Source organism: Pseudomonas sp. MWU12-3103b (assembly GCF_023100615.1).
GTDB lineage: Bacteria > Pseudomonadota > Gammaproteobacteria > Pseudomonadales > Pseudomonadaceae > Aquipseudomonas > Aquipseudomonas putida_A.
Genome location: NZ_JALMEY010000013.1, coordinates 1 through 14352 on the forward strand (window position 1 = coordinate 1; position 14352 = coordinate 14352).

General features: G+C 61.7%; 10 protein-coding genes. 6 read left to right on the top strand and 4 right to left on the bottom strand.

The features are described from left to right. Window positions 1-270: 270 nt before the first annotated feature. From M0808_RS19505 to M0808_RS19520, 4 genes are all read right to left on the bottom strand, one after another. Window positions 271-1341 carry an SMP-30/gluconolactonase/LRE family protein gene (locus M0808_RS19505; RefSeq protein WP_247842171.1) on the bottom strand — a complete coding sequence of 357 codons (1071 nt, stop codon included), beginning with the start codon at window positions 1339-1341 and terminating at the stop codon, window positions 271-273. Continuing rightward, on the bottom strand, window positions 1338-2483 hold the full coding sequence (locus M0808_RS19510; protein ID WP_247842172.1) for an SRPBCC family protein: 1146 nt from the start codon (window positions 2481-2483) through the stop codon (window positions 1338-1340). Before M0808_RS19510 ends, M0808_RS19505 begins: the two co-directional genes overlap by 4 nt. Before the next feature lie 112 nt (window positions 2484-2595). After that, entirely contained in the window at window positions 2596-3459 is an 864-nt protein-coding gene (locus M0808_RS19515; protein WP_045122483.1) for a LysR family transcriptional regulator, read from the bottom strand. Window positions 3460-3699: 240 nt separating this feature from the next. Then, window positions 3700-5418, bottom strand: a complete 1719-nt coding sequence (locus M0808_RS19520; RefSeq protein WP_247842173.1) for a hydrogenase maturation protein — start codon at window positions 5416-5418, stop codon at window positions 3700-3702. Window positions 5419-5713: 295 nt separating this feature from the next. Between M0808_RS19520 and M0808_RS19525 the strand changes: the two genes are divergently transcribed. The 6 genes from M0808_RS19525 to M0808_RS19550 all read left to right on the top strand — a co-directional run bounded on the left by M0808_RS19525 (window position 5714) and on the right by M0808_RS19550 (window position 14184). After that, window positions 5714-6223 carry a sigma-70 family RNA polymerase sigma factor gene (locus M0808_RS19525; protein ID WP_027613691.1) on the top strand — a complete coding sequence of 170 codons (510 nt, stop codon included), beginning with the start codon at window positions 5714-5716 and terminating at the stop codon, window positions 6221-6223. Next, window positions 6220-7167, top strand: coding sequence for a FecR family protein (locus M0808_RS19530; protein ID WP_247842174.1), 948 nt, complete (start codon window positions 6220-6222; stop codon window positions 7165-7167). The genes M0808_RS19525 and M0808_RS19530 overlap by 4 nt, the downstream gene beginning before the upstream one ends. A gap of 90 nt (window positions 7168-7257) precedes the next feature. Next, on the top strand, window positions 7258-10179 hold the full coding sequence (locus M0808_RS19535; protein WP_247842175.1) for a TonB-dependent receptor: 2922 nt from the start codon (window positions 7258-7260) through the stop codon (window positions 10177-10179). 269 nt (window positions 10180-10448) lie between these two features. Further along, window positions 10449-10925, top strand: a complete 477-nt coding sequence (locus M0808_RS19540; RefSeq protein ID WP_178083210.1) for an MbcA/ParS/Xre antitoxin family protein — start codon at window positions 10449-10451, stop codon at window positions 10923-10925. Next, the gene (locus tag M0808_RS19545; protein WP_027613695.1) at window positions 10922-11425 is read left to right on the top strand and encodes an RES family NAD+ phosphorylase; all 504 of its coding nucleotides are present in this window, start codon (window positions 10922-10924) and stop codon (window positions 11423-11425) included. The genes M0808_RS19540 and M0808_RS19545 overlap by 4 nt, the downstream gene beginning before the upstream one ends. A 116-nt stretch (window positions 11426-11541) precedes the next feature. Beyond that, entirely contained in the window at window positions 11542-14184 is a 2643-nt protein-coding gene (locus M0808_RS19550; RefSeq protein WP_247842176.1) for a TonB-dependent receptor, read from the top strand. Window positions 14185-14352: the final 168 nt, after the last annotated feature.

Sequence of the window (14352 nt, forward strand, 5' to 3'; positions counted from 1 at the left end):
TTTCGCGAGCAAGCTTGCTCCCACATTGGAATGCGGTTCCCCTGTGGGAGCGGGCTTGCTCGCGAAGAGGCCAGCCCATTCAACATTATCGTTGCCTGACACTCCGCTTTCGCGAGCAAGCTCGCTCCCACATTGGAATGCGGTTCCCCTGTGGGAGCGAGCTTGCTCGCGAAGAGGCCAGCCCATTCAACATCATCGTTGCCTGACACTCCGCTTTCGCGAGCAAGCTCGCTCCCACATTGGAATTACAGCTCCCACATTTGCCATGCATCATTTCAATGCATCCGCCAACGGCAGCCGCGCCATGTGCGTAGCCTTCAGCGACCCCAAATACAACCAGTCCCCATACTCGCGCGCTGTGGTGATCGGCGAGTAATTGCCGCTGCTGGCGTCCTGCAGATTGGCGATCACCTTGCCCTCAAGATCCAGCCCCAGGACGAACCCGCGTTTCTCCACCGGTTTTGGCAGCACCGTCAGCGCGCGCACGATCATCTTGCGCACCAGCGGATGCCCGGCGGTCCCATCGAGCAAGGCACTGCGCGGTGCGTACAGCGCGACCCAGAAGCGGTTGCTGCCATTGAACGCGAGGTTGTCCGGCAGGCCGGGCAGGTTGTCGATGAACAGGTCATGGGTACCGGCCTTGGGTCCCGTCAGCCAGTAACGACTGATGCGGTAGGCGCCGGTTTCGTTGACCAGCACATAAGCGTCATCCGGGCCGAGGGTCACGCCGTTGGCAAACTGCAGTTTGTCCAGCAGCACACTGGTCTTGCCGGTCTGAAAGTCATAGCGCAGCAGGCGCCCGTCACCGTCATGTTCAATGATCGCCTCACCGTCATGGCCGTAGCCCCAGCGGCTGCTGGCATCGCTGAAATAGGCGTAGTGCCCGGACTTGTCGATCGCCACGTCGTCGGTAAAACCGAAAGGCAGGCCATTGGCCTCGGTGGTCAGCGGAATCAACTGACCCTGGGCATCGAGCGAGAGCAGGCCCTTGACCGCGTCGGCGATCACCAGCAAACCGTTGGGATGCCGCGCCAGGCCCAGCGGCCGGCCGCCAGTGTCGCTCAGCACCTTGCGCTCCTTGCCATCGAGGCTGGTGCGGATCAGTCGCCCGTCATGCAGGCCAGTGATCAGGTAATCGCCCTCCAGCAGCAGTGCTTCGGGGCCGTCGATGTCGCTCGGGCCAACCTGTTCGACGGCCTTGAGCCGCTGGTTTTCCGCGTAGACCCCTTCGTTCAGTGACGGCGCCACTGGCGGTTTCCACGCCACCGGCTGCACCTTGGTCGGCATCAGCAGCAGAAACGCGATGACGAGGATCACCAGCAATAACAGCAGACGCTTCATGAAAGGTGCCCCGTCAGCGTCAGGTGCCTGAGCGCCATGTCGCGCAGGGCCTGCATCGAGGTCGCCGATTCACGTTCGATGCGGCGCTTGAGCAGCAGCAGATTGGCCAGGCGCATGCCCAACCCTTCGAACTGATAATCCAGAGTGCGCACGAACCGCGTGCCGTCGTCTTGCGCCGCGCACTCGTAGGTCAGCAACAGCGACAAGCCATGATCGCCCCGCGCCTGAGCGCACCAACGGCGACCGGGCAGGTATTCGGTGACCTCCCAGCGCAAATGGCCGGCGCGCCCGCCGGCATGAATGTCTTCTTCGAAACGCGCGCCGGCATGCAGCGGGCCTTGCGGACCGTCGATTTTCAGCGACGAGGGGTGCCACTCGGGCCAGTGGTTGACGCTGGCGGCGTAGCGAAGCACGGCGATCGGTTCGCCGGCGATATCGATCTGGTGCTGCATGCGGGTCATGGGCGATCTCGAATAGCGCAACGGGGCGGGTTGCGGCTCCCAGTAGAGGGTGCCGAACAGGTAATCCATCAGCGGGAAAACGATATTGAAATTGCGCTCCTGCATGCGCTCGCGGCGGTGATGCAATTCGTGCAGATGACGCATCTGGCGGATCCACGGCAGGCGGGTCAGCAGGTTGTGCGGTGGCAAATGCTCGCAGGCGTGAAACACCTCGTAGGTCAGATAACCCAAGACCATGCAGCCGCCGAACAGCCCGGCGACATTGGTGTTGAGCTGCGCGAGCAGCCACCACAGCGGCAGGGTGAAAACCAGTGTATGCACGACGATCAGCCAGGCTGGAAACAGAATCACCCGCCAGTCGCGGGCGCCGTCATACGTCATGTGGCCGGGGGTGAAAAAGCTGTGATGGTCGCCGGCATGTCGGGCATAGAACAGCTTGGCAAAAGTCTTTTTGTGGTGACCGAGATGGCGATGAACCATGTACACGCCAAAGTTGAACAGCAGCAGGGTCAGCGGCACGCTCAGCCATTCCAGCGGCTGCACCTGATGCGCGCTGCTCCAGAAGGCGCCGATCGCGAGTACGCCGAACAGCAGCACGAAGGCGCCGTGCAGCCACGGGTTGTACAACGGATGAATGGCCGCGCGATAGCGGCTGCGGAATGCCTCGGTGGTCTGCCTCACTGCGTTCACCTGTGGGTATTGTTGTTATACCCGGCAGATTAGCCGATCCGGCCGTTTGTGCAGGCCGGACCTTGAGGTCAGTTGCGCCATGCTCCGGTGTAAAGCGGCCGACTCAGCTCAGCGGGTTCCAGCGTTGCGACCAGTCGTCATCGGTGGCAATTACCTGGCGCAGCAGATCGAACGCCTGTTGCAGCGTCGCCGAGTCGCGCTCGCGGGCATACACCAGATAGGTTGGATAGCCGAATTCCGGGGCTTTGGTGACCGCTTCCAGTGCGCCGGTTTCCAGATAGCTGCGCACCACACGGGTACGGAAGTAGCCGCTACCGCCATGTTCGAGGATGTATTGCAGGGCCAGCGGGCCGAGGTTGAAACTCAGCGCAGCTTTGGCCTTGTCCGGCAGGGCGGCGTCGTGCTGACGACGGAAATCCGGCCCCCAGTCGATGTAGACGTAGGGATCCGGACGGTTCGGTGCACGCACCAGAATCAGTTTTTCTTCCAGCACCTGCTCGACCTGCAGGCCCGGCCAGTATTCCGGCTGATAGACGAGCGCAGCATCGAGCACGCCGAGTTCGAGTTGGCGCAACAGGTTTTCACCGTCGCGGATTTCCATGCGCAGGGCGTGGCCGGGGATCTTTTCGCGCAGTTCGGCGGCCCAGCTGAGCATCAACGGGTTGCACAGGCTGACTTCGCCGCCGATGTGCAGCACGTTGTGATAGCCGTCCAGCAACGGCAGGTCGCGCCGCGCGGCTTCCCAGGTCTGCACCAGTTGATTGGCGTAGACCACGAAGGCTTCGCCATTGGCGGTCAGTTTCGCCCCGGCGCGGTTGCGCACGAACAGCGTACTGCCCAGCTGACTTTCGAGTTTCTGCACCCGGGCGGTGATCGCCGTCTGCGTGACGAACAACTTCTGCGCCGCCGCCGCGAGGCTGCCGTGACGGACGATTTCCAGAAAGGTGCGGGCGAGGTCGATGTCCATGGGCGGGCCGATGTCTGAGGTGCGGGCATTGTAAAGGCAAAAGCCCCTCACCCTAACCCTCTCCCGGAGGGAGAGGGGACTGATTGGGGAATATTGAAGAAATACACCGACTTGAACGATCAGCGTTGAATCCATAATCGACCGAGATATTTCAGGTCGATGCGGGGCGCCAGACACTTTGGTCAGTTCCCTCTCCCTTGGGAGAGGGCTAGGGTGAGGGGAAAGGCAGTCACCGCAAAATCAACTGGCCAACTCGATCGAACGCACCCGCGCCCATTCCTCGACCAATCGCGCCGGCGTGCCGCAGGCTTTGCGCTTGTAGACGAAGTGGCTGCACTTCTCGGCAAACTGGTTGCGGTTGTAGAGCATGTCTTCCTGCATCTCTTGCAGTTCGCTTTCCCGACATTGCTGGATCAGCACCTGATCAACCCGCAACTTGCGCTCGCGCACGGCAGCGTAGGTCGGGTCGGTCAGTGCCGCGTTGGCCCGTTGCAGCAACCACAAGGAAAACTCATCCGGGCAGCGCGGGCCGATTTCCTGGACCATGCCCAGTTGCAGCGCCTGCGTGGCACTGACCGGGAGGCAGGCCTGGGTCAGTTGCTCGGCCATCGCCGGGCCGACGGCGCGCGGCAGGCTGTAGGTCCAGTATTCCGAGCCATACAGGCCCATGCTCTTGTAATGCGGATTGAGCACGATGTCGGCGCGGGCGAACACGATATCGGCGGCCAGTGCCAGCATCACGCCGCCTGCTCCGGCATTGCCGGTCACGCCGCTGACCACCAGTTGCCGCGCGCTGAGCAGTTCGGCGCAGACATCGTCGATCGCCTGAATATTCGCCCAGGCTTCAGCGCCGGGGTCCTGCGCCGCCTGGATCACGTTCAGGTGCACGCCGTTGGAGAAGCTGCCGCGCCCGCCCTTGATCAACAGCACGCGGGTGTCACGGGACTTGGCCCAGCGCAGCGCTTCAACCATGCGCTGGCACTGTTCGGTGCTCATCGCACCGTTGTAGAACTCGAACGTCAGCTCCCCGACATGCCCGGATTCGCGGTAGCGGATCGGCTGATACGGCTCGTTGTTGAACGGCTCGCTGGCGATCGACCAGTCGAGGGTCGGCACACCCTCCAGTTGCCCGGCCAGCACATGCCGCGCCGGTTGCTTGAAGGTCTCTTCGCCGGGCAGTGGTTTGCGCCGCAGCGAGCCGATCCACAGGCTGTGATCGCCGGTCGCCACCAGCACCGCGTCGTCATGCACCGCGAGGATTTTGCCGGGAATGCCAGTGCGCTGATCAAGGTGCGCGTCGTACACGTAATACTGCCCGCCGGCCAGACTCGCCAGGACCCCGGGCTGGCCGTCCGCGGCGTCGATGCAGCGTTTGATGAAGCGCGAGCAGTCGTGCCAGCTGAAGGTGCGGTCATCCTGCTTCATGTTCGGCTGCAAGCGGCCGCGTACTTTGGGGTCGGTGTAATCCAGCGCCACCGGTTGCACGCCGTCGATGAATTTGTCGACCACTTCGCGAATGCAGCGAATCGCCGCATCGCTGACCCGACCGTTGTACAGCTCGGACTTGCGCAAGCCCGACGGCAGATTGAATTCGCAGGTGGCCCAGACCGGGCCGGCGTCCATTTCTTCCACCGCTTGCAGCGCGGTCACGCCCCAGCGTGTGAGTTCGTTGGTGATCGCCCAGTCCAGCGCGCTGGCGCCACGATCGCCGACGATGCCCGGGTGGATGATCACCACCGGGCGCCGTGCATTGCTCCACAGCGCCTGCGGTACGCGGTCCTTGAGGAACGGGCAGATCACCAGATCGGCGCCGCTGTGTTCGATCTGTTCGCACACCGACGCCTCGTCGGTGAACACCACGACGCTGGGCGAGTGCCCGGCCTGACGCAGTTCCAGCCAGGCACGTTGGGTCAGGCCGTTGAAGGCCGATGACAGCAGAATAATCTTCAGTGATCGCATGGTTTTCTTCCTTGAAGGGATAGCCGCGGGCTCCCGGTGAGCCGTCCTTGGCGTTCGATGGAGCGCGCAGATTAGTCAGTGCTTCAGCGCTGGCAACTGATCGGGGTCAACGTTGTGTCAGTCAATATTTCTGCGGCGACGGAGCGCCTTATTCTCAAAGGTTTGCTTATCCTGATTTTTAATTACTTCAAATGTCCGCAACGCTATTGCACAGTCGCGCCTGATCAAGAGCCGGACGATCCCGGCAGAACGATGGTTTTTCGCAGCGGGTGGGACCCGTTTCAGGGAGCAAGGCATGGGGGATGTTCAAAACCCGCATTACCGGATGATTGGGCACATGTTCCAAAAGGACTATCGCTGGCTGTGCGCTGCCGTTGGCCGCACGCTGGGTTGCCCGCACAGCGCACAGGACATCGCCTCGGAAACCTTTTTACGGGTGCTGGCCCTGCCGGACCCGAGCGCCATTCGTGAACCCCGGGCGTTGCTGACCACCATCGCCCGGCGGCTGGTCTATGAAGGCTGGCGCCGCCAGGACCTGGAACGCGCCTATCTGGAAAGCCTGGCGCTGGCGCCGGAACCGGTGCATCCATCACCGGAAGAACGCGCACTGGTGATCGAGGCGTTACTGGCGGTCGATCGCTTGCTCAATGGCTTGTCGGCCAAGGCCAAAGCCGCGTTTCTCTACCATCAGCTCGACGGTTTGACCTACAGCGAAATCGGCGAACGGCTGGGGGTTTCCACCAGCCGGGTGCAGCAGTACATGGTCGAGGCCTTCAAGCGTTGCTATCAGGCGATGCAGGCATGAGGCCGGACGAAGCGGTGATCGACGAGGCGGCGCAGTGGATGGCGCTGTTGCAGTCCGGCGAGGCCAGCGCTGGCGAGCGTGCGGCGTTCGAAGCGTGGCGCGCGGCTGACCCGAGGCACCAGCGGATCATCGAACAAATGGGCGGCGGCCTTAACCTGCTGCGCAACCCGAACTTGCGCGGGCTGCCACGCAACAGTTTGCTGCACAGCCTGAATGCGCCGTCGAGCCGGCGGCGCTTTGTCAGTGGCAGCTTGAGCGTGCTCGGTGTCGCGGTGCTGGCCGGGTTGCTCGGGCGCCGCTATGGCTGGCTGCCGGAAGCGGGGGAGTTGGCGACCGGCACCGGCGAGCGACGCGATTTCACCCTGGAGGATGGCAGTGCGCTGAGCCTGAATGCGCGGACGCGGGTGGTGGCGCGATTCGATGCGACTCAACGCTTGCTGGCGTTGCGCTCGGGTGAGTTGCTGGTGGACGTCGCCAAGGATCCCGCGCGGCCGTTCGTGGTAGAGACCGAACATGGGCGGATGCGGGCGCTAGGGACGAAATTTCTGGTGCAACAGGGCGACGATTCTACGCGGCTGGTGATGCTGCATTCGCAGGTCGAAGTGGTCACCGCCGGCGGTGCGCGGCAAGTGGTGGAGGCGGGGGAAAGTCTGCTGTTCAACGCCCAGGACATTCTCGCCCTCGAACGCAGCAACGGTCAGGAAAGCGCATGGGTGCAAGGTCGCCTGGAAGTGCGCGACCGGCCGCTGAGTGAAGTGATCGACAGCCTGCGCCGCTACCGCCGGGGCATTTTGCACCTGAGTCCCGAAGTGGCCGATCTGCGCCTGAGCGGCCTCTATCCGCTCGATGACAGTGACCGCACCCTGCAACTGCTGGAGCGCTCGCTGCCGATCCGCGTCACTTGGCACAACCCCTATTGGGTCAGCATCGGCGCGCGGTTATAGCGTCATAACTTCTTGGCCTAATCGCCGCCCTATAAAAAGCGCCGGCCCGCTGCTCATTCCCTGCAGACGCCTTCAACAGGGAAGCCCTTGATGATTTCATTCAAACAACAATTACCGCGCCTGACCCTCGCCGCCGCACTGGCGATGGGGCTAGGGCCGATCGCGGTGTATGCGCAGGATTCTGCGGCCCAGGTCTACACCTTCGACATCGCCAGCGGCCCGTTGGATGAGGTCTTGCTGGACATCTCACGCCAGACCGGCGTACCGATTTCCTTCAGCCAGAATCTGGTGCAAGGCAAACGCAGCAGTGCGGTGCGCGGAGCGTTGGGCGGGCGTCAGGCCGTCGAGAAGGCCTTGCTCGGCAGCGGCCTGCAAGTCGAGCAAAGTGCCCAGGGCCTGAGCGTGCGCGAAGGCGCAGCGAGCACGCCAGTGGCGGCCAAAGTCAGTGCCGTGGCCCCGGCCACAAGCGCCGATTACCGCATGGAAAAAGTCACCGTCACCGGCTCGCGAATCGCCCGTGCGCAGAGCGATGGCGCGACCCCGGTCAACGTCATCACCCATGAAGAGATGGAAGCGCGCGGCTACAAGAACGTCTACGACGCCTTGGCAACGCAGACGCAAAACACCGGCATGACCCAGGGCGAGGACTACGGCAACACCTGGCAGCCGGCAGCCAGCGCGATCAACCTGCGTGGCCTCGGCCCCAATCACACGCTGGTGCTGATCAACGGCCGGCGCGTCGCCGATTACCCGACGCCATACGATGGCAAGGTCAACTTCACCAACCTGGCGAACATTCCCTCGGCAGTCATCGACCGTATCGAAATTCTCAGCAGCGGCGCCTCGGCGATCTACGGTTCGGACGCAATTGCCGGCGTGGTCAACATCATCCTCAAGAAGCAGATCAATGGCATCGACGTCAATCTCAAGGGCGGCACCAGCGAGCGCGACGGTGGCAACAATCAGCGCCTGCAAATCAGCGGCGGTGGCAGTTGGGGTGACTTCGACGGCTTGTTCGGCCTGGAGCTGACCAACCGCGATCCGATCTGGGCCGACGATCGCGGCTTCATGCAGAGCGGCCCGCTGGCGGATGTCGGTTACCGTCGCGACCTGAGCAACAACCGCTACCTCGGCCCCGGTTGCGGCGCCTATCAAGGCACTTTCGATAACAAGCTGCTGAACAACGCGGGTCGTTGCCGCACCGATCAGATGTACAACGATTACTGGACGATCCAGACGCAAAAGGAAAACTACGACGGCTACACCCGCGGCACCTGGCACTTCAGCGACAGCGGTCAGGTGTTTGCCGACTTGATGTATGGCCTCGATCACATCCAGAACAACACCCGTGGCCCGACTTTTACTTCGCCGGACTTCATCAACCAGAACAGCGGCAATCTCGAGCGCTGGTATCGCCGTTACGGTGAAGAGGAAATCGGTGGTCGCACCAGCAACAACAGCAAGTGGACCGACACTTCATGGACCGGCACCCTCGGCCTCTCGGACAAGATCGCCGACACCGGCTGGAGCTACGATCTGGCGGCCAACCGTTCGGAATATCGCAGCGTCAGAACCACGCGCTACACGCCGCTGTCATCGATTCAGGATTTCTACCTCGGCCCGCAATTGGGCGTGAGTGGCGGTTATCCGGTGTTCGCCCCGGACGCCTCGCGCCTCGATCGCCCGCTGACGCCACAAGAGTGGGAGCAGTTTCGCAGCAACCTGACCCAGCGCAGCAAGTCGGTTTCCACCAGCTACAACGCCTCGATCAATGGCGACTTGTTTGACCTGCCGGCCGGCCCGGTCGGATTCGCCGGCGTGCTGGAAGCGGGCAAGCAGGAATATCGCGTCGACCCGGATGACGCTCTGAATAACGGCACCTTTTATGGCGTGAGCCCGGCGCAAAGCTCCGGCGGTTCGCGCAAGCGCTACGCGGCGGGCGGCGAGTTCAGTATTCCGGTCACCGACACCGTGCTGGCCACCGCCGCCGGGCGTTGGGACCAATACAAATTCAGCGGCCGCAGCGAGCAGCAGAAAACCTATAACCTCGGCCTCGAATGGCGCCCGATCACCAGTCTTTTGCTGCGCGGCAGTTACGGCACCAGTTTCCGCGCGCCGGACCTGAACTACATCTACCAGTCCGACAGCAACGGTTACTACCCGGCGCAGATCGACTACTACGGTTGCAGCCAGGGCGTGCAGGGCGCGTGTGATCGTGGGCGGGTCGACTACACCCAGAGCGGCACCCCGGATCTTGAGTCCGAGCGCGGCAAATCCTGGACCTATGGGTTTGTCTGGTCGCCGTCGCGCAATTTCGATTTCTCCACCGATTTCTGGCGGGTCGAGATCGACGACCTGCTGACCACCGTCGACGAAAATCGCCTGTTGCAGCAAGAGAACGAATGCCGCAACGGCACCCAGGACATCAACTCGGCCAACTGCCAGTCGACCCTGGCGCGCATCGACCGCAATCCGGGGAATGCCGCCATCGATCCGAATCAGTTGCAACGAGTGCGGGTCAATGCGATTAACGCCGCCAGCGAGCGGGTCAGCGGTCTGGACTTCAAGAGCAACATCCGCTGGGGCGCCGGGCAGTACGGCGCGTTCAGTTCGGCGCTGGGCTATACCCTGGTGCTTTCGCATTTCTACAAGGAATCCGACGAAGCGCCGACTCAGGACTGGCGCACCTCACGCACCAACTACGACTGGCGCAGCAAGGTCAACGCCAGCCTGACCTGGGATTACCAGAAGGCCACGGCGACGCTGATGGGCATTCGCTATGGGTCGGTGACCAACGGCGCGGGTGACGGGCGCCTGTCGCCGTGGACGGTGTTCAACGCCAGTGCGCGATACAAACTCAATGACCGCGCCAGCGTCGGCCTGACCGTGAACAACGTGCTCAACCAGATCAAACACGATGACTCGGCTGGCTGGCCGTATTACCCGACCGGTAACTATGACCCGTACGGGCGGCAGTGGTGGCTGGATGTGAGTTATCACTTCGGCAGTTGAGTGCGCGGTATTCGTGGGTAATGTCCTACGGAAACAGGTCTGGATTTCGCAGAAACGGGGATATTTCCGACGACATTCTCAGGTTGGTCGTCGGAAGCGCGATCTATAGCATCGGACATGACATTGAAGTCGTAAACGGCTTGGACGCTCAGGCCTCTGATAACGGATGGATTATGCGAACTCCCCACCTCGAATACGAAACGCCTGCTTATTCCCATCGCCTTCACTGGCGCACCGATCGTGCCAGATGCCCCATGGAGGAGGTCACGATGCCCAGCGTCAAGGTACCCCGGCTGACGGGGGTGAAGAGGGCCGAGGGCAGACCTGTCGACTTGCTCGTGAATGGCCGGAACATAGGTGACGATGCCTTTCTGATCGTTGACCTGACCGACGAAGGTTTTGAGCTGAACGATGTCGTCAACATGCTTTCAACCTCTGAGCTTTATCTGCAAGGCGACATGGTCAAACGCATCACCGGCAAGTCGGTCGGCACCGTACGCCGGTTACTGAAGGAAGGTAAAACGGTACGGCTTGACCCGCATCAGAGCGTCGTCGCCTACCAATATGCGTTGGTGCTGGAAAAGGCCACTCGCGCCTTCGGGAGGCAGTCACGGGCCGAGGAGTGGCTGCGCAAGCCCAGCACCTACCTGAACGGTCGCGTACCGGTGGAGTTTATTCGGCATTCACTGGGGTTTCAGATGGTGGAGCAGTATCTGGGGCAACTGATATACGGGGTTTACACATGAATCCCTTGCCCTGGGACGAGCACTGGTATGCCTGGCGGCTGGACCCCGAGGTTTATGGCGGGACGTGGGACAGCGGGATGGGTTCGAATCTCAATGGTGGCCGATGGAACATACCTGGGCGGCGAGTCGTTTATGCATCAGTCGATCCGTCGTCGGCCATTCTGGAGGTGGCAGCCAATCACAGCTTTGATGCGCTGGACAGTGAACCTTATGTGCTCACGTGTTTTGAGGTCGTCAGCGAAGCAAAAGTGAAAATCGTCCAGCCGGAGGATGTGCCGAATCCATATTGGTTGAGCCCCGCCAAGCCTTCCCCCAATCAACAATTGTTCGCCGATGCGTTATTGGCAGAGCATCCGTTTGTACTGATCCCCTCGGCGGCAACCCGGCACTCGTGGAATCTGCTGGTGAGCTGCGAGTTGGCGGAGGGGCAGTTCAGGATGGTTTCCCAGGAGCGATTCGGGCTGGATACACGGTTGCTGAGGGAGATGGAGCTGGCTTGATCCACACCTGCCATTTTTTGCATAACCTCATCACCCAACGGTCTAAATCGGGCTCTATAAAACCCTGCTGTCCATTGCACATCCCTGCATAAACCAAAACGCAGGGATGGCTGTTCATGATCCATTTTTCACCCGTTAGATCCCGTTTGAGCCTGGCCTTGCTGCTGGCGATCAATACTTTGCAGGCAGTCGCTAGCGACGAACCCACGACCCAGTTGCAACGGGTAGAAGTCACCGGCACGGCGATTCGCCGGGTCGATGCGGAAACCGCGGTGCCGGTCACCATTCTGCGAGTTGAAGAACTGCGCGAGCAGGGGGTGAGCACCACCGAAGAACTGGTCAGCCGGATTTCCGCCAACCAGTCCTCGGTCGGCTCCGGTCGTTCGGTGGGTTCGAGCAGCGGCGGGGCGTCGTATGCCGATTTGCGCGGCATCGGCCCGAACAAGACGCTGGTACTGCTCAATGGCCGGCGGCTGAGTAACAACGCGACCAATGCGATCAATGGCTCCGGGGTTGACCTGAACACCATTCCGTTCGCCGCCATTGATCGCGTCGAAGTCCTGCGTGACGGCGCTTCGGCGTTGTACGGCACCGATGCGATCGGCGGGGTGATCAACTTCATCACCAAGACCAGTCTCACCGAAGGCCAACTGAGCACCAACTACGACACGCCGACCCATGCCGGCGGTGGTGAAAGTCGTAACTTCAGCGGTAGCTGGGGCTTCGGTGATTTGCAGGATGACCGTTTCAACGTGTTTGGCGTGGTCAGTCATGACAAGCAGCAACGACTGGCTGCCGAGGATCGTGGCTACACCTACAACTATCAGCCGGGACGTGGCCTCGATTACACCTCGGGTACCGCATCACCGGCCAACTGGAGTCAGGGCAGCAATGCCACCAATCCACTGGCCAGTTCCGGTTGCAATGCGCCGGGGTTGCTGGCGCGCAATGGCATCTGCCGCCAGAGCCTGTGGAACTACCTCGATCTGGTGCCGGAAACCGAGAAGACCTCGGCTTTCGCCAAAGCCACCGGCAAGCTCACGGATGATCACAACGTCAGCCTCGAATACTTCTGGGCACGTAACGAAAACCGCACGCAGATCGGCCCCGGTACGCTGATGGGCAATCAGGTCAATCCCGGCACGACGTTCTATCCCGGTAACGGCATTACCCCCGGCCCCAACGGTTTCGCCCTCGACCCGACGCAACCGGTGGATGTGAACTGGCGCGAAACCGCCGTAGGCGCGCGCCAGCACGAAGACGACAACACCGGCCAGCGTTTGCTGTTGAGTTTCGACGGCAGCGTGGTGGGTTGGGACTACAACGTCGGTGCGTCGTACAACCAGAACAAAGTGGTCAATAGCATCGAGGCCGGCTACGTCAATGACCGCGCCGTCAGCGCCGGTATTGCCAACGGCATCATCAACCCGTTTGGCGCGCAGACCGCTGCCGGGCAGGCGCTGCTAGCGGCCAATGCGGTGGACGGCGATTACTCGACGGCAGTGGGGCGGGTGAAGGCGATTGATGGACGTGTCAGTCGCGAGATCGGTGACTGGTTCGGCGCCGGCCCTTCGGCACTGGCGCTGGGTGGCGAATACCGCAAGGAAGATTTCCATCAGGACTTCGCCCAGTTCGCCGCCGATGTGCAGAGCCTGGGTGTCGACCCGAATGCCAGCGTCGCCGGGGATCGCAGCGTCTCGGCGCAGTACGCCGAGGTCAACGTGCCAGTGCTCGACAGCCTCGAATTGTCCGCCGCCGTGCGCCACGACAAGTACAGCGACTTCGGCAGCACCACCAACCCGAAGTACTCGTTCCGCTTCCAGCCGTTCAAGGAACTGGTGGTGCGCGGCGCCTACAGTGAAGGTTTTCGCGCGCCGTCGTTGTACGAGTTGTACAACCCCAATTTCACCACCTTCACTGTCGCCAACTACAACGACCCACGGCTGTGCGCCGGTGGCAATCCGAGCAACGGCGGGATCGCCAACCGTGATTGCGCCCAGCAGTTCTACAGCAGAACCGGTGGCAACACCGACCTCAGTCCGGAAACCGCGCGCAACGTCACCCTCGGTTTCGTCTATCAGCCGTTCGAACGTCTGACCACCGGGCTGGATTTCTGGTGGATCAACATCGCCAACCAGATCGCCGAATTCCCCGAATCGGCGGTGTTCGAAAACCCGGAGCTGTATCCGGATCGTCTGGTGCGCAAGCCGGACGGCTCCATTGATCACATCGTTACCGGCCTGGCCAACCTCGGCAAGATCAAGACCAATGGCGTCGACGTCAGTTTCGACTACCGCTTGCCGAGCACCCCGTACGGCAACTTCGGCATTGGCCTGCAAGGCACCTATGTCAGCCGTTACGAGTACCAGCAGCAGCTCAAGGGCGACTACATCGACAAGCTCGGCGATTTCCGTGGTGGCGACTTTTCCTCGGCCGGCGCCGTGGCCCGTTGGCGCCACAGCCTGACCGGCAGCTGGAACTACGGCCCCTACGGTATCGCCCTGACCAACCGCTACACCAGCGGTTACCACGACTCCGACCGCGAGACCCACGATTACGTCGGCTCGTACAACGTCTGGGATCTGGCCGGCACCTACACCTGGCGCAAAACCCTGAGCGTGACCCTCGGCGCGAAGAACCTGTTCGACCGCGAGCCACCGTTCAGCAACCAGACCTACACCTTCCAGAGCGGCTACGACCCGAAATACGGCGACCCGTTCGGGCGGACGTTGTACACGCGGGTCAATTACAAGTTCTGAGAATGCCCAGAGGCGGCGGGTTTTAGTCACTTATTGATCTAAGCCTGCCCTATAAAAATCGCCGGCCTGTTGCACATCACAGGTAGGCAGGATGTTTGGTGACTGTACTGGCGCCTTCGCGAGCAAGCCCGCTCCCACAGGGGAACAGCGGTGAGCACAACTTCCTTG

Coding starts and splice junctions, on each gene's coding strand:
- M0808_RS19505 (WP_247842171.1), bottom strand. CDS start 1,341: ATGAAGCGTCTGCTGTTATTGCTGGTGATCCTCGTCATCGCGTTTCTG.
- M0808_RS19515 (WP_045122483.1), bottom strand. CDS start 3,459: ATGGACATCGACCTCGCCCGCACCTTTCTGGAAATCGTCCGTCACGGC.
- M0808_RS19520 (WP_247842173.1), bottom strand. CDS start 5,418: ATGCGATCACTGAAGATTATTCTGCTGTCATCGGCCTTCAACGGCCTG.
- M0808_RS19525 (WP_027613691.1), top strand. CDS start 5,714: ATGGGGGATGTTCAAAACCCGCATTACCGGATGATTGGGCACATGTTC.
- M0808_RS19530 (WP_247842174.1), top strand. CDS start 6,220: ATGAGGCCGGACGAAGCGGTGATCGACGAGGCGGCGCAGTGGATGGCG.
- M0808_RS19535 (WP_247842175.1), top strand. CDS start 7,258: ATGATTTCATTCAAACAACAATTACCGCGCCTGACCCTCGCCGCCGCA.
- M0808_RS19540 (WP_178083210.1), top strand. CDS start 10,449: ATGCCCAGCGTCAAGGTACCCCGGCTGACGGGGGTGAAGAGGGCCGAG.
- M0808_RS19545 (WP_027613695.1), top strand. CDS start 10,922: ATGAATCCCTTGCCCTGGGACGAGCACTGGTATGCCTGGCGGCTGGAC.
- M0808_RS19550 (WP_247842176.1), top strand. CDS start 11,542: ATGATCCATTTTTCACCCGTTAGATCCCGTTTGAGCCTGGCCTTGCTG.